This window comes from Kitasatospora sp. HUAS MG31 (genome assembly GCF_040571325.1).
Taxonomy (GTDB): domain Bacteria; phylum Actinomycetota; class Actinomycetes; order Streptomycetales; family Streptomycetaceae; genus Kitasatospora; species Kitasatospora camelliae.
Genome location: NZ_CP159872.1, coordinates 2,120,917 through 2,143,005, shown reverse-complemented (window position 1 = coordinate 2,143,005; position 22,089 = coordinate 2,120,917). Strand labels below are relative to the sequence as shown.

General features: G+C 74.6%; 18 protein-coding genes. 12 read left to right on the top strand and 6 right to left on the bottom strand.

Annotated elements, in window-relative coordinates:
• Positions 1-85: 85 nt before the first annotated feature.
• A complete protein-coding gene (locus ABWK59_RS09890; RefSeq protein WP_354639690.1) occupies positions 86-838 on the top strand; it encodes a hypothetical protein in 753 nt (250 codons plus the stop codon).
• 12 nt (positions 839-850) lie between these two features.
• Here ABWK59_RS09890 and ABWK59_RS09885 read toward each other — a convergent pair whose 3' ends face one another.
• Complete coding sequence (locus ABWK59_RS09885; RefSeq protein ID WP_354639688.1) at positions 851-2,239, bottom strand: phytoene desaturase family protein; 1,389 nt, start codon at positions 2,237-2,239, stop codon at positions 851-853.
• A 72-nt stretch (positions 2,240-2,311) separates the two neighbouring features.
• Positions 2,312-2,914 carry a DUF4126 domain-containing protein gene (locus tag ABWK59_RS09880; protein WP_354639686.1) on the bottom strand — a complete coding sequence of 201 codons (603 nt, stop codon included), beginning with the start codon at positions 2,912-2,914 and terminating at the stop codon, positions 2,312-2,314.
• A gap of 574 nt (positions 2,915-3,488) precedes the next feature.
• Here ABWK59_RS09880 and ABWK59_RS09875 point away from each other — a divergent pair.
• The 4 genes from ABWK59_RS09875 (at position 3,489) to ABWK59_RS09860 (ending at position 6,518) form a co-directional block, all read left to right on the top strand.
• On the top strand, positions 3,489-4,049 hold the full coding sequence (locus ABWK59_RS09875; RefSeq protein ID WP_354639685.1) for an SAV_6107 family HEPN domain-containing protein: 561 nt from the start codon (positions 3,489-3,491) through the stop codon (positions 4,047-4,049).
• An 85-nt stretch (positions 4,050-4,134) separates the two neighbouring features.
• Positions 4,135-4,887: a methyltransferase domain-containing protein gene (locus ABWK59_RS09870; protein WP_354639683.1), complete on the top strand. Its 753-nt coding sequence runs from the start codon at positions 4,135-4,137 to the stop codon at positions 4,885-4,887.
• Positions 4,888-5,173: 286 nt separating this feature from the next.
• The gene (locus ABWK59_RS09865; RefSeq protein WP_354639681.1) at positions 5,174-5,557 is read left to right on the top strand and encodes a DUF3040 domain-containing protein; all 384 of its coding nucleotides are present in this window, start codon (positions 5,174-5,176) and stop codon (positions 5,555-5,557) included.
• Between the two features lie 112 nt (positions 5,558-5,669).
• Positions 5,670-6,518 carry an IS5 family transposase gene (locus ABWK59_RS09860; RefSeq protein WP_354639193.1) on the top strand — a complete coding sequence of 283 codons (849 nt, stop codon included), beginning with the start codon at positions 5,670-5,672 and terminating at the stop codon, positions 6,516-6,518.
• A gap of 130 nt (positions 6,519-6,648) precedes the next feature.
• On the opposite strand, the gene ABWK59_RS09855 is transcribed toward ABWK59_RS09860, so the two are convergent.
• From ABWK59_RS09855 to ABWK59_RS09840, 4 genes are all read right to left on the bottom strand, one after another.
• Positions 6,649-9,060 carry a transglutaminaseTgpA domain-containing protein gene (locus ABWK59_RS09855; RefSeq protein WP_354639679.1) on the bottom strand — a complete coding sequence of 804 codons (2,412 nt, stop codon included), beginning with the start codon at positions 9,058-9,060 and terminating at the stop codon, positions 6,649-6,651.
• Entirely contained in the window at positions 9,057-10,388 is a 1,332-nt protein-coding gene (locus ABWK59_RS09850; RefSeq protein WP_354639677.1) for a DUF58 domain-containing protein, read from the bottom strand. Before ABWK59_RS09850 ends, ABWK59_RS09855 begins: the two co-directional genes overlap by 4 nt.
• A gap of 1 nt (position 10,389) precedes the next feature.
• Complete coding sequence (locus ABWK59_RS09845) at positions 10,390-11,415, bottom strand: AAA family ATPase (RefSeq protein ID WP_420492755.1); 1,026 nt, start codon at positions 11,413-11,415, stop codon at positions 10,390-10,392.
• Positions 11,416-11,684: 269 nt separating this feature from the next.
• On the bottom strand, positions 11,685-12,224 hold the full coding sequence (locus ABWK59_RS09840; protein WP_354639675.1) for a beta-class carbonic anhydrase: 540 nt from the start codon (positions 12,222-12,224) through the stop codon (positions 11,685-11,687).
• Positions 12,225-12,745: 521 nt separating this feature from the next.
• Here ABWK59_RS09840 and rsmH point away from each other — a divergent pair.
• The 7 genes from rsmH to murD all read left to right on the top strand — a co-directional run bounded on the left by rsmH (position 12,746) and on the right by murD (position 22,040).
• Positions 12,746-13,714: a 16S rRNA (cytosine(1402)-N(4))-methyltransferase RsmH gene (gene rsmH, locus ABWK59_RS09835; protein WP_354639673.1), complete on the top strand. Its 969-nt coding sequence runs from the start codon at positions 12,746-12,748 to the stop codon at positions 13,712-13,714.
• A gap of 87 nt (positions 13,715-13,801) precedes the next feature.
• Positions 13,802-14,380, top strand: a complete 579-nt coding sequence (locus ABWK59_RS09830; protein WP_354639671.1) for a cell division protein FtsL — start codon at positions 13,802-13,804, stop codon at positions 14,378-14,380.
• Positions 14,377-16,500, top strand: a complete 2,124-nt coding sequence (locus ABWK59_RS09825) for a peptidoglycan D,D-transpeptidase FtsI family protein (protein ID WP_354639669.1) — start codon at positions 14,377-14,379, stop codon at positions 16,498-16,500. The genes ABWK59_RS09830 and ABWK59_RS09825 overlap by 4 nt, the downstream gene beginning before the upstream one ends.
• 89 nt (positions 16,501-16,589) lie before the next feature.
• Positions 16,590-18,158: a UDP-N-acetylmuramoyl-L-alanyl-D-glutamate--2,6-diaminopimelate ligase gene (locus ABWK59_RS09820; RefSeq protein ID WP_420492754.1), complete on the top strand. Its 1,569-nt coding sequence runs from the start codon at positions 16,590-16,592 to the stop codon at positions 18,156-18,158.
• The gene (locus ABWK59_RS09815) at positions 18,155-19,558 is read left to right on the top strand and encodes a UDP-N-acetylmuramoyl-tripeptide--D-alanyl-D-alanine ligase (protein ID WP_354639665.1); all 1,404 of its coding nucleotides are present in this window, start codon (positions 18,155-18,157) and stop codon (positions 19,556-19,558) included. The genes ABWK59_RS09820 and ABWK59_RS09815 overlap by 4 nt, the downstream gene beginning before the upstream one ends.
• A 20-nt stretch (positions 19,559-19,578) precedes the next feature.
• Positions 19,579-20,616 (top strand): phospho-N-acetylmuramoyl-pentapeptide-transferase, encoded by a 1,038-nt coding sequence (gene mraY, locus ABWK59_RS09810; RefSeq protein WP_354644892.1) that lies wholly within the window; start codon positions 19,579-19,581, stop codon positions 20,614-20,616.
• Entirely contained in the window at positions 20,601-22,040 is a 1,440-nt protein-coding gene (gene murD, locus ABWK59_RS09805) for a UDP-N-acetylmuramoyl-L-alanine--D-glutamate ligase (protein WP_354639663.1), read from the top strand. The genes mraY and murD overlap by 16 nt, the downstream gene beginning before the upstream one ends.
• Positions 22,041-22,089: the final 49 nt, after the last annotated feature.

Sequence of the window (22,089 nt, the reverse complement as noted above, 5' to 3'; positions counted from 1 at the left end):
GGGGCCGTCGGGGATGCGGTGCCCCGCGCCCGGAGCCTGTACAGTCGCCCGCAAACCGCGCGGTAGGTGACTGGAAGGTGGCGGGATGGGCATCGGGTACCTGCTGCTGTACGCCGCCCTGGCCGTGGTGGCGCTCTGGCTGCTCGCCGAGCTGCTGCTGCAGAGCCGCGCCGCGCTGCTGTGGCGGGCCGTCGCGCTGATCGGCTTCCTCTGCGTGGTGGCCGGCATGCGGCTGGCCTCGGTGCTGGTGATAGGCGCCGGCGCGGCCGCCTTCGCCGTCGGCCAGACCTTCGTCACCCTCTCGGTGAAGCGCGGGCGGACGGTGGGCTGGTCCCTGCGCAAGGCGGACGGCCGGCTGCCCGGGCCGCTGGAGAAGGTGCCGCTGCTCAACGCCGCCACCGACGGCACCGCCGACGACGAGGAGGAGTTCCTCCCCCAGGTCGGCGAGGTCGGCCCGATCGAGGCCGAGGAGGTTCCGGCCACCTCCTACGAGGCGGTCGAGGAGCTGGCCCAGGACGGTGTCTACACCGAGCAGCCGGCGCCGTACTACCAGCAGGACCAGCAGCAGGCCGTGCCGCAGCAGCCGGTCTACCAGCAGGTGGCGTACGACGCCTACGGGCAGCCGGTGTACCAGCAGGTCGCCTACGACGCCTACGGGCAGCCGGTGTACCAGGACCCCTACGCCCAGCCGCAGTACCAGGACCCGTACGCGGCCCAGCAGGCCCAGCAGGCGCAGTGGGCCTACCAGCAGCAGTACCAGCAGCAACAGGACCCCTACGGCTACGGGCAGCAGCAGCAGCCGCAGCAGCAGTCCTGGGGCTACCAGCAGCAGGCCTGACCGGGCCGCTCCCTACGCGGGGCCGATCAGGCCCGCGGTGATGCAGGCCGACATCCCGACCCGGGCCAGCCCCCCGCCGGGGTGGGCGCCGCCGCCGATCAGGTACAGGCCGGGCACCCCGGAGTCGTTCGGCGGGTTGATCCGCCCGCCCGCCAGCGAGGGCACCGGTACCGCGTCGGTGCGGCGGACCTCGCGCCAGAGCACCCGCTCGCGCAGGTCGATCCCGGCCGCCGCCAGGTGGTCCAGCAGGTGGTCGGCGTAGGCCGCGTCACCGCCGGTTCCCCGCTCGCCGCCGCCGGGCACCGTGACGTGCAGGGTGACCGCCTCGTGGTCCTCGTCCGGGACCAGCGAGGAGTCGTCCGGCCGCAGCACCTGCACGGTCGGCCGCAGCGGCGGCACCTCCTCGGCGAGCGCCCGCTCCTGACGGGCCAGGTCCGCGGCGTGCACCACCGTGCGGTGCGCCGTGCCCGCCGGGCGGCCGCCGCGCAGCGCCAGCAGCACCGCGATCCGGCCCGGCTCCCGGGACGGCTCCGGCAGGCCCAGGCCCGGCCGGTCCGAGGAGGAGAGCACCAGGTCGGCGTCGATCCGCCCGTCCGCCGTCAGCACCCCGCGGGCCCGTCCGCCCTCGACCACGATCTCGGTCACCGCCGTGCCGAACCGGAACTCCACCCCGCGCTGCTCGCACCGCCGGTACACCGCCTCGGCCAGCGCCCGGATGCCGCCCCGCACGGACCAGACGCCGAAGGACTGCTCCATGTACGGCAGCACCGTGGCGCCGGCCGGCGCGTCCAGGGTCAGCCCGTGGCGCAGCGCGTACTCGGCCAGCAGCGCCGTCATGCCGGGGTGGCCGCCGAGCTCCCGCCGGGCGACGTCGGCCAGGGTGTACCGGGTGCGCGGCAGCCAGCGGGACAGCCCGCGGCGGGCCGGGCGCGGGTACGGGTCCTCCAGCGGCTCGGCCGGCAGCGGCTCCTCCAGCAGCGGCCGCCGGGTGGCCTCCCAGACCGTCCGGCCGCGGTTGGTCACCTCGCCCCAGCGCTCGCCCGAGCCGGCGCCGAAGGCCGCGTCCAGGGCCTGGGCCACGCCGCCGCGGGAGGCGTTGGGCAGCACCGCCTCGGTGCCGTCCGGGAACACGTGCCGGCTCTCCGGGGCGAGCGGGGCCAGGTCGACCAGCTCCTCCAGCGGCTCCCGGCCGGTCTTCAGCGCCAGGTCCCGGTAGACCGCGGGCAGGGTGAGCAGGGTCGGTCCGGTGTCGAAGGCGAACCCGTCCCGCTCCACCCGGCCGACCATGCCGCCGTACGTGCCGTCCGCCTCGCAGACCGTCACCCGGTGCCCGAGGGTGGCCAGCCGGGAGGCCGCCGCGAGCCCGCTCATTCCTGCGCCGATGATGACGATCCGTGCCATGGCAGCCGATCCTATGGCCGCCCGGGCACGGCTCCGTACCCGGGCGCCGTGCCGCGGGCCCCGGGCCGGCCGTCAGTACGCCGAGGCCGCCGCGCGGGCCGCCCGGCGCTCGCGGCGGCGCTGCAGGAAGCGCCGGATGCGGGAGACCGCGAACCACACCAGCAGCACCCCGAGCACCAGCAGCACCGCGGCCAGCGAGGCGGCGATCCACGGGTGGAACACCGCCAGGGTGATCACCCCGGCCACCGACAGGTCCTCCAGCAGGCTGACCGCGATGTTGGAGGCCGGCTCCGGCGAGGTGTTCACCGCCATCCGCAGCGAGGCCTTGATCCCGTGGCTGATCAGCGCGGTGGTGCCGCCCAGCGCCCCCGCGGCGACCTCGCCCAGCGACCCCGGGTCGTTGGAGGCCATCAGCGCCGCCACGGTGGCCCCCGCCGCCGGCCGGATCACGGTGTGCACCGCGTCCCAGAGCGAGTCCACGTACGGCACCTTGTCCGCCACCGCCTCGCAGAGGAACAGCACCGCGGCCGCGGTCAGCACGTCCGTCCGCTGCAGCGCCGGCGGCACCGCCTCGGCGCCGCCGAAGCGGCCGAACAGGCCGAGCAGCAGCACCACGGCATAGGCGTTCACCCCGCTCGCCCAGCCGCTGGTGAAGATCAACGGGACGATTCCCAACGCCGCGCTCCCCTCCGCGTCCGCCGCCCGGCGATCGGGCGGCCGGCCCACACCGTACCCGCCGCCCGGGGGGCCCGGCTGAGTACGGATACTCAGATCCCCGGTTGAGTACCCGCGCGGATACCCCGCCGACTCCCGGACCGGCAGAGTAGGGGGCACCGGGAGGCACGGGCGGGCCCTGAGCCGCCCTCTCCCGGCAGTGCCCGGGACGGCCGGCGCCGACGGGGGAATCGGCGCTCGGACGCCCGCGGCACGACCACGGGGCCCGTCGGACGGGCCCCGACGGCCGGGCACGGCCGCGCACCGCCGACACGGGGCGGCGGAGCGCGGCCCGGCCCGGTACCGGGGGGAACCCGGAGCCCGCGGGGGGAACCCGGGCGCCGGGGCACCACGGGCGCACCGTGGGAGCACCGGGCGCCGCCGTCGCCGGGCGACGGCGGCGCCGGCCCGCCGGTTTCCGGCCAGATCACGGCCCGGGGCCGCAGACACCCTGGACGAATTGTCAGTGGTGCCCCCCACGATGGAGGGGCACGGGCCGTCCGGCCCGGGCGCTCGCCTCGGATCGGGGGAGACCATGACCATCAGTCGTCCTGAGCCCGTCATCCGCCGCCCTGCCGCCGACCAGCCGTCCGTCCCCGTGCCCACCGGCAGCCGCGTGCCGTCCGCCCGCGGCCGTGCCGCCGACGTCCACCCGGTGCTGCGCCGGGTCTCCGCCCCGCCCGCCGCCCTCGACCTGCTGCGCCACGCGCACCGGACGCTCACCCAGTCCCGCTCCCTGGAGGACCCGCTGGAGCGCTACGCCGCCGCGCACCTCGCCGCGCTGCGGACCACGGCGGCCGTGCTCGCCGTCCGCGGACGGCCGGAGCGGCCGACCCGCCGCCGGCAGGCCATCCGCAGCGCCTGGGAGCTGCTGCCCGAGGTCGCCCCCGAGCTGTCCGAGTGGGCCGCCTACTTCGCCGCCGGGGCGCGCCGGCGGGCCGCCGCCGAGGCGGGCATCCCGGGCGCCGCCAACGCCCGGGACGCGGACGACCTGATCCGCAACACCGCGCTCTACCTGCGGATCGTCGAGCGGCTGCTGGCACCGCGGCCGGGGGCGCCGGGGCAGCCGTTACCGCTGGAGGGGGAGTGGGAGTAGCCCCGCGGACGGGTGCGGTTCCCCGCAGCGAGGGCCGACTAAGGTGGAGCCGGTCAGCGAGATCCCCGTGGCGAGGAGCCGAGCCTTGTACCCGACGCGTCCCCGCAGTGCCCTGCGTACCGCTGTGGTGTGGGAGGTGGTGCGGGCGGCCCTGGAGCGGCGGTCCGCCGAGCTGGGCCGGCCGGTGCTCGACGTGCTCGACACCGGCGGCGGCACCGGCAACTTCGCCGTGCCGGTGGCCCGGCTCGGCCACCGGGTCACCGTGGTCGACCCCAGTCCCGACGCGCTGTTCGCGCTGGAGCGCCGGGCCGCCGAGGCCGGGGTCACCGACCTGGTCCGCGCGGTCCAGGGCGACACCCAGACCCTCCCCGAGGTGACCGAGGCCGGCAGCGTGGACGCGGTGCTCTGCCACGGCGTCCTGGAGGTGGTGGACGACCCGGCCGAGGCGCTCGGGAACCTCACCGCCACGCTGCGCAAGGGCGGCCTGGTCAGCCTGCTCGCCGCCAACCGCAACGGCGCGGTGCTGGCCCGCGCCCTGGCCGGCCACTTCGCCGAGGCCCGGACGGTGCTGGACGCCCCGGACGGCCGCTGGGGCGCCGGCGACCCGATGCCGCGCCGCTTCACCGGCGACGAGCTGGGCGAGCTGGCCGGCGCCGCGGGCCTGCGGGTCACCTCGGTGCACGGCGTCCGGGTCTTCGCCGACCTGGTGCCCGGGGTGCTGGTGGACACCGAGCCCGGTGCCATGGAGGCGCTGCTCAAGCTGGAGCTGGCCGCCGCCGAGCAGCCCGCCTTCCACGCCGTCGCGACCCAGCTGCACCTGCTCGCCGAGCTGGCCTGACCCGGCCCGGCCGGCGCCCCCGCGACGCCGGCCGGGAGCGGTGCGGACGGGGTCGCCGCCGGTCGGGCACTTGTTCCGTCCCCGGCGCGTTGGGCAGCGTGCAGGGCCGCGCCGGACGTGGCCCGAGCCACGCTGGATTGACCACGCCGAACCGGGTGCGTGGACCGTATGATCTGGGTAAAGCCGGAAAGCATGACACCCAGACCCATGGGGCATATGGACCACACAGGGCCCGAGCCAGGGGTGGCGGACCGGTCGCCCCGCGACCGACGAGTAGGAGGACTCCGTGCCGCTCTCGGAGCACGAGCAGCGACTGCTCGAGCAGATGGAGCGAGCGCTGTACGCCGAAGATCCCAAGTTCGCGTCAGCGCTTGAGGGAACCGGGCTGCGCACCTACACCCGTCGGAGGGTCTACCAGGCCGCCGTCGGGTTCGTGGTGGGCGTCGCGCTGCTGATGGGCGGCATGGTCGCTCAGCTCATCTGGGTCAGCGTGGTCGGGTTCCTGGTGATGCTGGGGTGCGCGGTCCTCGCTGTCACTGCGTGGAGACGCGGCCCGATCGGCCACGGTGCCGGGGCCGGTCAGGCCGCCGCACCCCGCCGCAAAGCCGGTGTGATGGATCGGATGGAGCAGCGCTGGCAGCGCCGCCGCGACGAGCACGACGGCCTCTGAGAGGGTGTTCGGTAGGTGAATCCCCCCAACTGTCCGGCTTTGATCGGCACGGCACGGACTCGGTTCCATGATCTCGTGGCGGCCGGGTCCGTGTCCGCGATATTGATCGACCGTGACGGAACGACGCCGGTACCCCTCGGACCTGAAGGACGATCAGTGGCAGCTCATCGAGCCGATGCTGCTGAGATGGCGGGCGGCGCGAGCCGAGGGTCGTGAGCCGATCACCGAGCTGCGCGAGGTGGTCAACGCGATCCTCTACGTCGCCCGGACCGGCATCGCCTGGCGATACCTGCCGCACGACTTCCCGCCCCACACCACCGTCTACGGCTATTTCAAGGAGTGGGAACGCGACGGGACCACCGAGCAGATCCACGACACGCTCCGTGACCAACTCCGGGCGAAGAAGAGTCGCCGGATCCTGCCGACCGCGGCGATCATCGACGCCCAGTCGGTGAAGGCCTCGCCCAACGCTCCCGCCGACTCCCAGGGTTTCGACGGTGGCAAGAAGGTCAAGGGTCGTAAGCGGCACATCGCCACCGACACCCTTGGCCTGCTCCTGGTGCTGATCGTCACCGCCGCTGGCGTCCAGGACTCTGCCGGCGGGAAGCAAGTCCTCGACGTCCTCGCGGACCGGTGGCCGAGCGTGACCAAGGCCTGGGTCGATGCCGGCTACAACCACGCCGTCGTCAGGCACGGCGCCGCAATGGGCATCGATGTCGAGGTCGTCGCCCGGGACAAGGAGCAGAAGGGCTTCGTCGTCCAGCCGATCCGCTGGCGGGTGGAGCAGACGTTCGGGATTATGGCCCGGTACCGGCGGCTCCACCGTGACTACGAGGAGCTGCCGGACCGGTCACGCTCGATGATCCAGTGGGCCATGGTCAATTCGATGACCACCCGGCTGACCGCCAGCCCGGACAGAACCGGGCAATACCTCCGCCCGAAACCGCCTGCGGCAGCCTAAATCGGTATCGAACACCCTCTGAGAGGTCGGTTCAGGTACCTCGTACGACGCCGGAGGGCGGGCAGTCGGTCGACTGCCCGCCCTCCGGCGTTGTCCGGCGTCCCCCGGGGCTCGGGCCCGGAGGCGGGGGTCAGGACCGGCGCCGCAGCCGCCCGGCCGCGGAGCGGACCGCCCCGGTGATGCGGCCGACCCGGGCCCGCCCGGCCTCCCGGAACGCGTCGGTCCGGTCGGCGATCCGCCACCAGACCCGCACCGTGGAGGCGGGCAGCAGCACCGCGCGGATCCGACCGAGCCGGCCCGTCGAGGCCCGGATCCCGGCCCGCGCGGCCTTCACGTCCGGTCCGAGCGGCGCCTGCGGCTCCAGCTCCCGGGCGTACAGCGCCCGCTCGGTGGCCAGCGCGACCCGGCCGGCCGCGGCCGCGGCCTCGCCCTCCAGCTCGGCGGCCTCGGTCAGCTGCCGCACGGTCGCCCGCGGGGTGCGCGCGTCGTCCGGCTGGATGCCCAGGTCCCAGGCCGAGTCGACCAGTTCCTGCCAGGCGGCCAGCACCTGGGCCTCGGACATCCGGCGCGGTTCGGCCCCCGGCGCGTACCGGCCTGAGCCCAGTCGGCGGCGCCGGATCCGGGCCCGTAGCAGCATCGGGGTGGCCAGCAGCACCAGCAGCAGCGCGGTGATCGCGAAGACCACCTGCGCGGGCCAGGTCGCCCACCAGGCCGGCGTCCGCGTGGTGACCTGCGCGACCGCGCCCTCGTCGGTGCAGTCACCGGTCTTGCGCTGCTCCGGCGTGCAGGTGCTGGTGGAGGACGGCGCCGGCGCGGCCGACTGGGTCGGCGCGGTGGTCGGCTGCTGGGCGGAGGCGCTCGGCGCCGGGACGGCGGTGTCCCGGGTGAAGGCCGGCGCGGTGCCCCGGCTCGGGGTGGGCTCGAACCGGGTCCAGCCGGATCCCGGGAAGTACAGCTCCGGCCAGGCGTGGTAGTCGGTGCTCTTCACCACGTACGTGTTGTTGCCGTCCGGGGTGCCCGGGGTGAAGCCGATCGCCACCCGGGCCGGGATGCCCAGGGTGCGGGCCATCGCCGCCATGGTGGCGGCGAAGTGCACGCAGAAGCCGTTCTTGTCCTGCAGGAACTTGGCGATCGCGTCCGGGCCGGTGCGCGGCTCGACCTTGGTCGAGTAGGTGAACGGCCCGGTGGAGAACCAGGTCTGCAGCGCGGCGGCCTTGTCGTACGGGGTCTTCTTGCCGGCGGTGACCTGCAGCGCGGTCTCCTTGACCACCGGCGGCAGGTTGGCCGGGACGGTGAGGAAGGTGTCGGAGATCGCCTTCGGCTGCTGGCCGGCCGCGCGCAGCTGGTCCAGGGTCGGCCGGACGTCCAGGCTGGCCACCTGGTAGTTCAGCCCGTTGGTGCGCTGCTTGCCCTCGCCGGAGACGCTGCGGGTGCCGGCGTCGAACTGCCAGTGGCCCGGCACCTGGACCCGGCTGGCCGGGTAGGGCAGCGGCAGCCACTGGGTGTTCAGGGTCTCGGAGACGGCCACCGAGGTGGTGACCTTGTTCGCCGGGACGTCCGGCTCCAGGCCGTCCGGCCGCGGCAGGCTCGCCGGCAGGGCCTCCGACTTCTGCTGGCCGAAGGTCCACTGCACCCCGTCGAAGGTGTCCAGCGCCGCGATCCGCAGGTACAGCTCGCGCGGGTAGGGCGCGTCGGTGGTGAACCGCAGCAGCTCGACGTTGTCCGTCCGGGTCAGGTTGGCGGTCAGCGCGACCATCGGGTCCAGCGAGCTCTCCTGGGAGCGGCCGATGCCGCCGCCCGACCCGCTGCCGCTACCGAAGCCGCCGACCAGGCCGAGCCCGGCGTGCGGCACGAAGGCCGGCAGCAGCAGGGCCGCGACCAGGGCGATCAGGCCCACCCCGTGCCCGCCGTGGGACAGGGTGCCGCTGTTCGACCGGCCGCTGCCGGTGAACACCCGGCCCCAGCGGCCCAGCCGGTCCTGGCCCTCGGTGTGGATCAGCAGCAGGTAGCCGAGCGCCGCGGTCAGGAACCACAGCCAGCTGCCGCCGACGCCCCCGGACAGGCCGGTGCCCACCGAGTACAGCGCCAGCAGCGGCAGCCCGGCCGCCGCGGCCCGGCGCCAGGTCACCGCCAGCGCGTCCACCAGGACGGCGATCAGGGTGACCGACCCGACCAGGATCAGCCGCAGGCCGTCCGTGGGCGGGGCCGGGATGGTGTACGTGCGGATGTCCTCGCCGCCGGAGGCCAGCAGCGAACCCAGCGCGTCGAAGGCCTTCGGGCCGGGCAGCACGCCGTAGGCGAGGGTGTCCTGCACGAAGCTGAACATCAGCAGGTAGAAGACCAGCAGCAGCTGCACCGGCACCACCAGCACCCGGGGGAGCGGGGCGGCCCGCAGCCCGGCGCCGACGCCGGCGGTGGCGCCGATCAGCAGGAAGGCCTGCAGCACCCAGTGGGTGGGGGTGTGCACCAGCGGGGTCAGACAGAGCGAGGCCAGCGCCGTCGCCAGGGCCGCGCAGAGAGTCAACTTGGCGCGGGTACTCACGGGCCGACCTCGTCTCGGTAGGTGGCTTCGCCGCGTTCGGCCAGGCGCCAGAGCGGGGGCAGGGCGTCCCCGGCCCGCACCGGCAGGACCGTCCAGCCCGCCTGACGGAGCCGGGTGACCCGCTGCTCGACGTCCTCGTCCGCGAGCTGGGGGGCCAGGCCGCGCAGGCCGGCCCAGGTGTCGGTATCGAGCAGGAAGGCCACCGCGCCCCCGGCCCGCCGGCGCAGCCGGCTGAGGCGGGTGAGCTGTTCCTCGTCCAGTGTGCCCAGGATCGCCACCAGCAGGCCCTCGCCGCCGAGCCGCAGCGCCTCCTCGGCGCGGCCCAGGCCGCCGCCGTCGGACTGCTCGACCACGGCGAGGCTGTCCAGCAGCAGGCCGGCCGCCTCGGCGACGCCGGCGGTGGCGGTGCCCGGCTCGGGCACGGTGACGCCGGTGTCGGTGAGCAGCCGGGTGCGGTAGCCGCGCTCGATCAGGTGGACGCCGACCGAGGCGGCGCAGCTGACCGCCCACTCGAAGGAGGAGGCCGGGCCGCTGCCGCGGTGGCCGGTCTCCCGGGTGTCCAGCAGGACGGTCGCCCGCGCGGTGAGCGGCTGCTCCTCGCGGCGGACCATCAGCTCGCCGTAGCGGGCGGTGGACTTCCAGTGCACCCGGCGCAGGTCGTCGCCGTGCCGGTACTCGCGCGGGATCACGTCGTCGTCGCCGGCCAGCGCCATCGCGTGGGCGTTGGACTCACCCTGTCCCGACCAGTCGCCGGGCAGCCGGACCGGAGCCAGCGGCTGCACCTGCGGCACCACGGTGAGCGTGTCGGCGGCGGCGAAGGAGCGGGTCAGCTCGCACATCCCGAACGGGTCGGCGAGCCGTAGCTGGAGCGGCCCGAGCGGGTAGCGGCCGCGCAGGTCGGAGCGGACCCGGTAGGACACCTCGCGGTAGCCGTGCGGCTCCACCCGGTCCAGCACGAACCGCGGACGCGGCCCGAGCACGTACGGGACCTTGTCCTCCAGCAGCAGCAGGCCGGTGGGCACCCGGGAGACGTTGTCCAGCCGCAGGTTCACCCGGGCCTCCTGGCCGGCCGGGACCCGGTGCGGGGTCAGCCGGCGGCCGCTGGCCACCCGGTAGCGGGTGCGCACCAGCATCAGCGCGGAGGCCAGCGGCAGCACCGCCAGCAGCACGCCGACCTGGAACAGCCCGTCCTGGCCGAAGACGTACGCACAGGCGGCGGAGGTGAGCCCGGCGGCGAGGAAGGCCCGCCCCCGGGTGGTCAGGCCGTGCAGGCCGGTCTTGAGTGCCGACGGCCCGCCGCCGGTCCTGGGGGAGGCTTCCCTCGGCACCTCAGCGCCCCTGCGGACGCGGGATCGGCAGCCGGGCGAGCAGGTCGCGGACCACCTGCTCGGCGGTCCGCCGGCTCAGCTGCGTCTCCGCGGTGGGCAGCAGGCGGTGCGCCAGCACCGGCACGGCCAGCCGCTGGATGTCGTCGGGCAGGACGTAGTCGCGGCCGTCCAGCGCGGCGTGCGCGCGGGCGGCGCGGACCAGGTGCAGGGTGGCGCGCGGGGAGGCGCCGAGCCGCAGCTCCGGGGTGGAGCGGGTGGCGGACACCAGGTCGATGGCGTACCGGCGGACCGGGTCGGAGATGTAGACCTTCTTCACCAGCTCGATCAGCTTGATCAGGTCGTGCGCGTGCGCGACGGGCTCCAGCTGCTCCAGCGGGTTGGCCGCGGAGTGCAGGTCGAGCATCGCGTACTCGGCCTCGGGGCTGGGGTAGCCGATCGAGATCCGGGCCATGAAGCGGTCCCGCTGGGCCTCCGGCAGGGCGTACGTGCCCTCCATCTCCACCGGGTTCTGGGTGGCCACCACCATGAACGGCGAGGGCAGCTCGTAGCTGGTGCCGTCAATGGTGACCTGGCGCTCCTCCATGGACTCCAGCAGCGCGGACTGGGTCTTGGGCGAGGCGCGGTTGATCTCGTCGCCGACCACGATCTGCGCGAAGATCGCGCCCGGGCGGAACTCGAAGTCCCGCTGGTGCTGGTCGAAGACGTTGGTGCCGGTGACGTCCGAGGGCAGCAGGTCGGGGGTGAACTGGATCCGGCGGACGCTGCAGTCCACCGACCGGGCCAGCGCCTTGGCCAGCATGGTCTTGCCGACGCCGGGCACGTCCTCCAGCAGCAGGTGGCCCTCGGCGAGCAGCACGGTCAGGGCGATCCGGACGGCCTCGGGCTTGCCCTCGATGACACTCTCCACCGAGGCGCGGATCCGCTCGGCCACCGCGGCCAGCTCCGCCAGCCCCACCGGCTCGCGGTGCTCTTCGCGGCTCGCGGCCTGCGCGGCCCCCGTCGCGCCCTGTCCGTTGTAGGTCGTCACCCGTCAGCTCCCAATGCGCCATTCACCCGGGCTCTGGGGGCCCGGTCCACCCCGATCACGCGGCCCGCCACCGTGCGGTTCCCGGGCTCGCGGCCGGGCTGCCCCAGGTGGGGCGGGGCACGCCCGCACGCGCATTCTTCCCTGCCGGATGGCCGGAAGTCACCCGACCGGGCCAATCGGGGCACCTCGGGGACGACCGGAGGGGCGCGGCGCACCGTCCGCGTCCGGACGGTCACCCGGGGTGGTCGTCCGGACGGGACCGGCCGGGCTCAGCCGATCTCGCGGAGCAGCCCGGTGTGGACGTCGAACACGAAACCCCGGACGTCGTCCGTGTGCGGCAGGAACGGCGAGGTGCGCACCCGCTGCATCGACTGGCGGACGTCCCCGTCCAGGTCGACGAAGGACTCCACCGCCCACTGCGGGCGCTGGCCGACCTCGGCCTCCAGCTCGCGGCGGAAGTCCTCGGTGAGGCCGAGCAGGCCGCAGCCGGTGTGGTGGATCAGCACCACCGAGCGGGTGCCCAGGGCCCGCTGGCTGATGGTGAGCGAGCGGATCGTGTCGTCGGTGACGACCCCGCCCGCGTTGCGGATGATGTGGGCGTCGCCGAGCTCCAGACCGAGCGCGGCGAAGAGGTCGAGCCGGGCGTCCATGCAGGCCACCACGGCGACCCGCTGGACGGGCCGGGCGTCCATGCCGCCGTCGCGGAAGTCGACCGCGTACCCGCGGTTGGACTCGACGAAGCGGTCGGTGATCGAGGGCCGGGGGGTGGCAGCGGCGGTCGGCGCGGGCCGGTCGGGGGTCACTGTCATGCTGACGACGGTAACGGGAACCGGGTTTCCACGGGAGGGGCCGGAGACCGGGCCGGGACCCGGCGCGCGGCCCACCGGGCGCCGTCCACGTCCCGGAACGTCCCGGATCGTCCCGGTCCGTCCCGGCGCGGAGGGTCGCCCGCGCCCCCGCCCGGCAGCACCCGCCGGCGCCGCCCCGGCCCCGTCCGGACCGTCGCGACCTGCGCAAACCCCATACCGCCGCCCGGGTGGCACCCCGGTCGGAAGCGTTGACTGGACGGGCCCTCGCGGTAGGCTGGCGCCGCAGTTGAACACGGCCCCGACGGTTCGTCAACCGTGTCCTTCCGGCCGACCGCGGCGGCCCCACGCCGCCCGCGGCCTCCTCCCGCTCCTGTGCCTCCTGGCGCACCTTCCCCGGTGCCGGGCGGTCACTCCTTCCCCAGGTGAGCGGGCGGGGACCACGGGCGGCGTACGGCCGCACCCGCGTGGTGAGCGAGAATGGTCGTGCCGAAAACTGCACCGAGGAAGGGCGCCACGACCCGATGAGCCACGAAAGTCCGGCCCCCAAGCACACCCCGGTGATGCTGCAGCGCTGCATGGACGCCCTCGCCCCGGCGATCTCCGCGCCCGGCGCCGTGGTGGTGGACGCCACCCTCGGCCTCGGCGGGCACAGCGAGGCGCTGCTCACCCAGTTCCCCGACGTCCGGCTGGTCGCCGTGGACCGCGACCCGGCCGCGCTCGAACTCGCCGGCCGGCGGCTCGCCCCGTTCGGCGACCGGGCCACCCTGGTGCACGCGGTGTACGACGAGATCCCGCAGGTCCTCGCCGACCTGGGCATCGACGAGGTGCACGGCGTGCTCTTCGACCTCGGCGTCTCCTCCATGCAGCTGGACGAGGCCGACCGCGGCTTCGCCTACGCCCAGGACGCCCCCCTGGACATGCGGATGGACCAGACCCGCGGGCTGAGCGCCGCCGAGGTGCTCAACACCTACAGCCACGGCGACCTGGCCCGGATCCTCAAGACCTACGGCGAGGAGCGGTTCGCCGGCAAGATCGCCTCCGCGATCCTCCGGGAGCGTGCGAAGGAACCGTTCACCACCAGCGCGCGTCTGGTCGAACTGGTGCGCAACTCCATCCCAGCCGCCACCCGGCGCACCGGTGGCAACCCGGCCAAGCGCACCTTCCAGGCGCTGCGGATCGAGGTCAACGGTGAGCTGGAGGTGCTGGACCGGGCCATCCCGGGGGCGCTGGACGTGCTCGCGGTCGGCGGCCGGATCGTGGTGATGTCGTACCAGTCCCTGGAGGACCGCCTGGTCAAGCAGTACCTCCAGGCGGGCGCCACCTCCACCGCCCCGCCCGGCCTGCCGATCATCCCCGAGGAGCTCCAGCCCTGGCTGAAACTGCTCACCCGCGGGGCCGAACTGGCCACCGAGGAGGAGATCGAGGAGAACCGGCGCGCCGCTCCGGTCCGGCTGCGCGTGGCGGAGAGGATCAGGAGCACCCGGGGCTAGCCCTCCGGCGGGGACACACCGCACGGGCCGCGGGCACCGGCACGGGGCCGGACGGAGCGGGCGAGGACGACACGAGGGGAGAGTGCGGTGCCGGTGGCCGGCGGTGGGACGGCGCGGGGAAGCGGGGCGGTCCCCGGCCGGGGCGGCAGGGCACGGATCACGGTACGGCCGGGCACCCGGTCGGTCCGCGGCCGCACGCCGTTCGCGATCCTGGTCGTGCTGCTGCTCGCGGCCGGCCTGATCGGCCTGCTCACCCTGAACACCGCGCTCAGCGAGGGCTCCTTCGAGCTCTCCCGGCTGAAGCGCCAGACCACCGAGCTCACCGACCAGGAGCAGAGCCTGCAGCAGCAGATCGGCCGCCAGTCGGCGCCGGACACACTGGAGACCCGGGCCCGCGAACTCGGCATGGTGCCCGGCGGCGACCTCGCCTTCCTCCAGGACGACGGCACGGTGCTCGGCAAGCCAGGCCAGGCCCAGGACAGCCCGCCGGTCAAGCGCTCGGGCGGCGAGCTGTGGCAGCAGCCGAAGGCCGGCGGCCAGGCGGCGCCGAGCGCCTCGCCCGGCGCCGACCCCGGGATCGAGCTGACCCCGCTGGCGGGCGCCCAGGGCTCCCCGGCGCCGCAGGGCTCGCCCGCGCCCGGCGCCACCCCGGGGGCGCGCCGATGAGCGCCCCCCGCCAGCCCTCCCGCGGGCCCGGCGACCGCCGCCCCTCCGGTCCGGCCCGCACCGGGCAGAAGGGCGGCGCCCGGGCCCCGCGTCCGCGCGCCGGCGACCCCGCCCGCTCCGGCGACCAGCGGCGGGTGCCGCGACCGGGTGACCGGGCCGCCCGCCCCGACCCGCGCCGTCCCGCCGCCCGCCGCCCGGCGCGGCCCGCCGCCCGCCCGCAGCCGCGCCACATCCGGCTGGCCGACCCGCGCCGCCGGCTGCGCCTGGTCACCGTCGCCCTGGTGCTGGTCTTCGCGGTGTTCGCCGGCCGGCTGGTCCAGCTCCAGCTGCTGGACTCCGACGCGCTCGCCGCCCAGGCCGGGGCCAACACCTACGTCAAGGTCCGTCTGCCGGCCGAGCGCGGCTCGATAACGGCCGCCGACGGCACCGTGCTGGCGACCAGCGTGGACGCGTACGACATCACCGCGGACCCGACCCTGTTCACCCCGGAGTCCACGCACGTGCCGGACGCCCCCGAGCAGGCCGCCGCGCTGCTCTCGCCGATCCTCGGCCAGCCGAAGGAGAAGCTCGCCGCCGCGCTGCACCTCAACCCGAAGAACCCGCGGAGCCAGTACGCCCTGCTGTCGCCCCGGCAGTCCCCGGAGACCAAGAACCAGATCACCGACCTCAAGTCCTCGCTGGCCCGGCAGGCCGACTCCGGCGCCTGCCGGACCCAGCGCGCCCTGCTCGGCAAGCCCGCCGACCAGGGCGGCCGCACCCAGCTGGACGCCGGCTGCGCCAACCCGCTGGCCGGGGTCTTCAACGACGCCAGCACCCGGCGCACGTACCCGGCCGACGGGCTGGCCGGCAACCTGGTCGGCTTCGTCAACGCGGAGGGCACCGGCACCGGCGGCCTGGAGCTCCAGTACCAGAAGGAGCTGGCCGGGCAGGAGGGCTGGAGCGTCTACGCCTCCGCGGGCGGCCACCGGGTGCCCAGCGGCGGCGGCAGCCGACAGGACCCGGTGTCCGGCACCGACCTGCGGCTGACGATCCATCCGGACATCCAGTGGGCGGCCCAGCGGGCCATCACCGACCAGGTGGCCAACGCCGGGGCGGAGAAGGGCTACGTCATCGTCCAGGACGTGAAGACCGGTCAGGTGCTGGCGATGGCCACCTCGCCCGGCTTCAACCCGAACGCGCTCTCCTCGGCCCGGCCCGAGCAGCTCGGCAACCCGGCCGTCCAGGACGCCTACGAGCCGGGCTCCACCGCCAAGCTGATGACCATGGCCGCCGTGCTGGACACCGGCACCGCCACCTGGGACACCCGGGTCACCGTCCCCAACACCCTGCAGCGCTCCGACCGGGTCTTCCACGACGACGTGGACCACCCGACCTGGTACCTGACCCTGGCCGGGGTGCTGGCCAAGTCCTCCAACATCGGCACCATCGAGGCCGCCGAGCACCTGGGCAAGACCCAGGCAGAGTCGAACCAGGTGCTCGCCGGGTACCTGGACCGGTTCGGCATCGGCAAGCCCACCGGGCTGGGCTTCCCCGGCGAGACCCGGGGCATCCTGGCCAAGCCGGAGGCCTGGAGCGGCTCGCAGCAGTACACCATCCCGTTCGGCCAGGGCCTGTCGGTCAACGCGATGCAGGCCACCTCGGTGTTCTCCACCATCGCCAACGGCGGGGTCCGGGTGGACCCCGGCCTGGTGATGGGCTCGACCGGCCCGGACGGCCGGTACACCGCCGCACCCGCCGGGGCGCAGAACCGGGTGGTCTCGGAGCAGACCGCGCGGACCCTCACCGAGATGCTGGAGTCCGTCGTCACCGACGAGCAGGGCACCGGCGGCAAGGCGCAGATCCCGGGCTACCGGGTGGCCGGCAAGACCGGCACCGCCAACCGGGTGGACCCGAAGACCGGCAAGTACTCCGGGTACACCGCCTCCTTCATCGGCTTCGCGCCGGCCGACCAGCCCCGGGTGACGGTCTCCTGCGTCATCCAGGACCCGGTCAACGGGCACTTCGGCGGCCAGCTGTGCGGCCCGGTGTTCAAGCAGGTGATGGAGTTCACCCTCAAGTCCCTGCAGGTCCCGCCGAGCGGCAGCGAGGCGCCGAACCTGCCCGTGGAGTGGAAGCCCTGATGAGAGACGAGCACGGCCGGGATGTGGGGGACGTCACACCCGGGGTCCGGTTTGGCCCTGGGGGCGGTTCGGCCGATAGCCTCTCCGCCGTGCCGAAACCCGATCAAATCTCCGCGAGTCCGCCCCGCCCGACCACGCAGGCGGCGCTGCCGCTCGCCGAGGTCGCCCGCCTGCTCGGCCTGCCCGCCACGGACGGTCCGCAGGTCACCGGCATCACCCACGACTCCCGGGCGGTGCGGCCCGGCGACGTGTACGTGGCCTTCCCTGGCGCCAACCACCACGGCGCGGCCTTCGCCGCCCCGGCGGTGGCCGCCGGGGCGGTCGCCGTGCTCACCGACGCGGCCGGCGCCGAGCTGGCCGCCGGCTCCGGCGCCCCGCTGCTGGTGGTGGACTCCGTCCGCGGCGCGATGGGCGAGGTGGCCGCCGCCGTCTACGGCCGGCCCAGCGAGCAGCTGCTGATGATCGGGCTGACCGGCACCAACGGCAAGACCACCACCTCGTACCTGGTCGAGGGCGGCCTGCGCGGCGCCTCCCTGCTCCCCGGGGTGATCGGCACCGTGGAGATGCGGGTCGGCGACGAGCGGATCAAGAGCCAGCGCACCACCCCCGAGTCCACCGACCTGCACGGCATCCTCGCGGTGATGCGCGAGCGCGGCGCCGACGCGGTGGTCATGGAGGTCTCCAGCCACGCCCTGGTCTACGGCCGGGTCGACGGCGTGGTCTACGACGTGGCGCTGTTCAACAACCTCACGCCCGAGCACCTCGACTTCCACCCGGACATGGAGGACTACTACCGGGCCAAGGCCCGGCTCTTCCAGCCGGACAAGGCCCGCCGCGGCGTGGCCAACCTGGACGACGCCTACGGCCGCCGGCTGGCCGGCGAGGCGCCGATCCCGATGGCCACCTTCTCCGCCGCCGGCTCTCCCGAGGCGGACTGGCGGGCGCTGGACGTCCAGCTCGGCCCGACCGGCTCCACGTTCCGGGTGGTCGGTCCGGACGGCTCCGAGGCCGACGCGGCCGTCCCGCTGCCCGGCCCGTTCAACGTCTCCAACGCCCTCGGCGCGATCGCAGCCCTGGTCACCGGCGGGATCCCGCTGGAGGCCGCGGTGGCCGGCGTGGCCTCGATCGCCGGCGTCCCCGGCCGCCTGGAGCGGGTCGACGCCGGGCAGCCGTACGTCGCGGTGGTCGACTACGCGCACAAGGCGGACGCCCTGCAGGCCGTGCTGGCCTCGCTGCGCGAGATCACCAAGGGCCGGCTGCACGTGGTGGTCGGCTGCGGCGGTGACCGCGACCCGCACAAGCGCGGGCCGATGGGCGCCATCGCCGCCCGGCTCGCCGACACCACCGTGCTGACCAGCGACAACCCGCGCTCCGAGGACCCGCTGGCGATCCTCACCGCGATGCTGGCCGGCGCCGCCGAGGTGCCGGAGGCCGAGCGCGGTGAGGTGCTGGTCGTCCCCGACCGGGCCGCCGCCATCGCCCAGGCCGTCGCCCGCGCCCACGCCGGCGACACCGTACTGGTGGCCGGCAAGGGCCACGAGCTGGGGCAGTACGTCCGGGACGAGGTCCGCCCGTTCGACGACCGCCAGGTGCTGCGCGAGGCCATCGTGCACAGCACCCGCCCCGTGCAGGTGACCGAAGGAGCTGAGCAGCGGTGATCGCACTGACCCTCGCCGAGGCCGCCGCGGCCGTCGGCGGCACGCTGGACGGGGCCGACCCCGCGGCGCAGGTGACCGGACCGGTCGTGGTGGACTCCCGGCAGGTCGAGCCGGGCAGCCTGTTCGTCGCCGTGGTCGGCGAGCGGGCGGACGGCCACGACTTCGCCGCGAAGGCGGTGGCCGACGGCGCGGTGGCCGTCCTGGCCTCCCGCCCGGTCGGCGTGCCGGCCGTCCTGGTGGACGACGTGGTGGTCGCGCTGGGCCGGCTGGCCCGGGCCGTGGTCGAGCGCGCCGAGGACACCGCGATCGTCGCCCTCACCGGCTCCGCCGGGAAGACCAGCACCAAGGACCTGATCGCCCAGCTGCTCACCCGCCGCGGCGAGACGGTCTACCCGCCCGGCTCGCTCAACAACGAGATCGGCCACCCGATGACCGCGCTGCGGGTCGCGCCGACCACCCGTCACCTGGTGATGGAGATGGGCGCCCGGCACAAGGGCGACATCGACTACCTCACCGCCATCACCCCGCCCCGGATCGGCGTGGTGCTCAACGTCGGCACGGCGCACGTCGGGGAGTTCGGCTCGAAGGAGGCCATCGCCGAGGCCAAGGGCGAACTGGTCGAGGCGCTGCCCGCCGACGGTGTGGCCGTGCTGAACGCCGACGACCCGCTGGTCAGGGCGATGGCGAGCCGGACGAAGGCCCGCGTGGTGCTGTTCGGTGAGAGCCGGGAGGCCGAGATCCGGGCGGACCGCGTTCGCCTGGACGACACCGGACGGCCATCGTTCACGCTCATCACCCCGGCCGGTTCCGCACCCGTACAGCTGCGCCTGTACGGTGAGCACCACGTCTCGAACGCCCTCGCCGCAGCCGCGGTGGCGGTGTCCCTCGGGATGTCCGTCGACGACACCGCCGAAGCCCTCGCCGAGGCGGGCGCGCTGTCCCGCTGGCGCATGGAGGTCGTCGAACGGGCCGACGGTGTGACCGTCGTCAACGACGCCTACAACGCGAACCCGGACTCGATGCGGGCCGCACTGCGGGCCCTCGCGACGATGGCCGGCCGCGGCCCCGGGCGCCGCCGTACCTGGGCGGTGCTCGGCGAGATGCGGGAGCTCGGCGAGGAGAGCCTCGACGAGCACGACGCCATCGGGCGGCTCGCCGTCCGGCTCGACGTCACCAAGCTGGTGGCGGTGGGCGGACGCGAGGCGGCCTGCATGGAACTCGGCGCGAGGAACGAAGGTTCGTGGGGTGAGGAGTCGGTGCTGGTGTCCGACGCGGACGCGGCGATCGAGCTGCTGCGCAGTCAGGTGCGGCCGGGGGACGTGGTGCTGGTGAAGGCCTCGCGTTCCGTCGGCCTGGAGAAGGTCGCCGAGGCCCTGCTCGCGGACGGTGCTGCCGAGTGAAGCAGATCCTGTTCTCGGGCATGATCGGCCTGGTGCTCTCCCTGCTGGGCACCCCCGCGCTCATCAAGCTGCTCGCCAGGCACGGCTACGGCCAGTACATCCGCGACGACGGCCCCAAGGCGCACCACAGCAAGAAGGGCACGCCCACCATGGGCGGCATCGCCTTCATCCTGGCGACGCTGATCTCCTACGCGCTCACCAAGGTGATAACCGGGCAGCCGCCCACGGCGTCCGGCCTGCTGGTGCTGTTCCTGACCGCGGGTCTGGGCCTGGTCGGCTTCCTGGACGACTACATCAAGGTGGTCAAGCGGCGCTCACTGGGCCTGCGGGCCAAGGCGAAGCTGGCCGGCCAGTCCCTGGTCGGCCTCGGTTTCGCGGTGCTGGCGCTGCAGTTCCCGGACAACCGGGACCTCACTCCGGCCTCCACCAAGCTGTCCTTCGTCAGCGACTTCGGCTGGTCCCTCGGCCCGGTCCTGTTCGTCATGTGGGCCTACTTCATGATCGCCGCGATGTCGAACGGCGTGAACCTGACGGACGGTCTGGACGGTCTCGCCACCGGCGCCTCGGTGATGGTGTTCGGCGCCTACGTCTTCATCGGCGTCTGGGAGCACGGCCAGAGCTGCGCCTACACGATCACCGCCACCGCCGGCTGCTACGAGGTCCGAGACCCCTTGGACCTGGCCATCGTGGCCTCGGCGCTGATGGGCTCCTGCTTCGGCTTCCTGTGGTGGAACACCTCGCCCGCCAAGATCTTCATGGGCGACACCGGTTCGCTCGCGCTCGGCGGCGCCCTCGCCGGCCTCGCCATCTGCTCCCGGACCGAGATGCTGCTCGCCCTGCTCGGGGGCCTCTTCGTGATCATCACCCTCTCGGTGATCATCCAGGTCGGCTCCTTCCGGATGACCGGCAAGCGCGTGTTCAAGATGGCCCCGCTCCAGCACCACTTCGAGCTCCAGGGCTGGAGCGAGGTGCTGATCGTGGTCCGCTTCTGGATCATCCAGGGCCTCTGCGTCGCCGTGGGCCTCGGACTCTTCTACGCGGGATGGGTGACCTCGTGACCGACAACCCCGTCTGGTCCGGCCTGCGGGTGGCCGTCGCCGGCCTCGGCGTCTCCGGGATCAGCGCCGCGCGCGTCCTGCGCGACCTCGGCGCGACGGTGACCGTGGTCGACGGCGGGGACGGCGAGGGGCTGCGCGCCCGCGCCGCGGAACTCCGGGCCCAGGACATCGCGGTTCGCCTCGGCGACGGCGACACCCTGCCCGAGGGCACCGAGCTGATCGTCACCTCGCCCGGCTGGCCGCCGAGCAGCCCGCTGTTCGCAGCCGCCGCCGCGGCCGGGGTGCCGGTCTGGGGCGACGTCGAGCTGGCCTGGCGGCTGCGCCGCCCGCTGGAGTCCACCGGCGAGCCGGCCCCCTGGCTGGCCGTCACCGGCACCAACGGCAAGACCACCACCGTCCGGATGCTCGCCTCGATCCTCACCGCCGCCGGCAAGCGCACCGCCGCGGTCGGCAACGTCGGGGTCTCGGTGCTGGACGCCGTGCTCGCCGAGGAGCCGTACGACGTGCTCGCGGTCGAGCTCTCCAGCTACCAGCTGCACTGGGCGCCCAGCCTGCGGCCGTTCTCGGCCGCCGTGCTCAACCTCGCCCCCGACCACCTGGACTGGCACGGCTCGATGGAGGCGTACGCCGCCGACAAGGGCCGGATCTACGAGGGCAACAAGGTCGCCTGCGTTTACAACCTGGCCGACCCGGCCACCGAGGCGCTGGTCCGCGAGGCCGACGTCGAGGAGGGCTGCCGGGCCGTCGGCTTCGGCCTGGGCGCCCCCGGCCCGTCCGACCTCGGCGTGGTGGAGGGCCTGCTGGTCGACCGCGCCTTCGTGCCCGACCGGGTCCGTGCCGCCGCCGAGATCGGCTCGGTGGCGGACGTCAACCCGCCGGCCCCGCACAACATCGCCAACGCCCTCGCCGCGGCCGCGCTGGCCCGCGCGTACGGGGTGGACGCCAAGGCCGTCCGGGACGGCCTGCGCGCCTTCCGGCCGGACGCCCACCGGATCGCCGAGGTGGCCGTGGTCGACGAGGTCCGCTACGTGGACGACTCCAAGGCCACCAACACCCACGCCGCCGAGGCCTCCCTGGGCGCGTACGAGTCGGTGGTCTGGATCGCCGGCGGGCTGGCCAAGGGCGCGACCTTCGACCAGCTGGTGACCGGTGCCGCGCCGCGGCTGCGGGCCGCCGTGCTGATCGGCCAGGACCGGGCGCTGATCCGGGAGGCGCTGGCGCGACACGCGCCGGATGTCCCGGTCTACGAGCCGGCCGCGGGCCAGACTGGCGCCGGTGCGATGGCCGAGGTGGTTCGGGCCGCCGCGGGCGCCGCCCGGCCCGGCGACACCGTCCTGCTGGCGCCGGCCTGTGCGTCGATGGACATGTTCAAGGACTACGGCGAGCGCGGGGACCTGTTCGCGGCCGCGGTGCGGGAGCTCTAGGGCGCGGGCCCGGCAGGATCGGTAGGACACGCCCCGGCACTCGGGGACC

Excerpts from the sequence above, each read along its gene's own strand:
- rsmH (WP_354639673.1), top strand. The coding sequence starts at position 12,746 with ATGAGCCACGAAAGTCCGGCCCCCAAGCACACCCCGGTGATGCTGCAG.
- ABWK59_RS09885 (WP_354639688.1), bottom strand. The coding sequence starts at position 2,239 with ATGGCACGGATCGTCATCATCGGCGCAGGAATGAGCGGGCTCGCGGCG.
- mraY (WP_354644892.1), top strand. The coding sequence starts at position 19,579 with ATGATCGGCCTGGTGCTCTCCCTGCTGGGCACCCCCGCGCTCATCAAG.
- ABWK59_RS09875 (WP_354639685.1), top strand. The coding sequence starts at position 3,489 with ATGACCATCAGTCGTCCTGAGCCCGTCATCCGCCGCCCTGCCGCCGAC.
- murD (WP_354639663.1), top strand. The coding sequence starts at position 20,601 with ATGGGTGACCTCGTGACCGACAACCCCGTCTGGTCCGGCCTGCGGGTG.
- ABWK59_RS09840 (WP_354639675.1), bottom strand. The coding sequence starts at position 12,224 with ATGACAGTGACCCCCGACCGGCCCGCGCCGACCGCCGCTGCCACCCCC.
- ABWK59_RS09890 (WP_354639690.1), top strand. The coding sequence starts at position 86 with ATGGGCATCGGGTACCTGCTGCTGTACGCCGCCCTGGCCGTGGTGGCG.
- ABWK59_RS09825 (WP_354639669.1), top strand. The coding sequence starts at position 14,377 with ATGAGCGCCCCCCGCCAGCCCTCCCGCGGGCCCGGCGACCGCCGCCCC.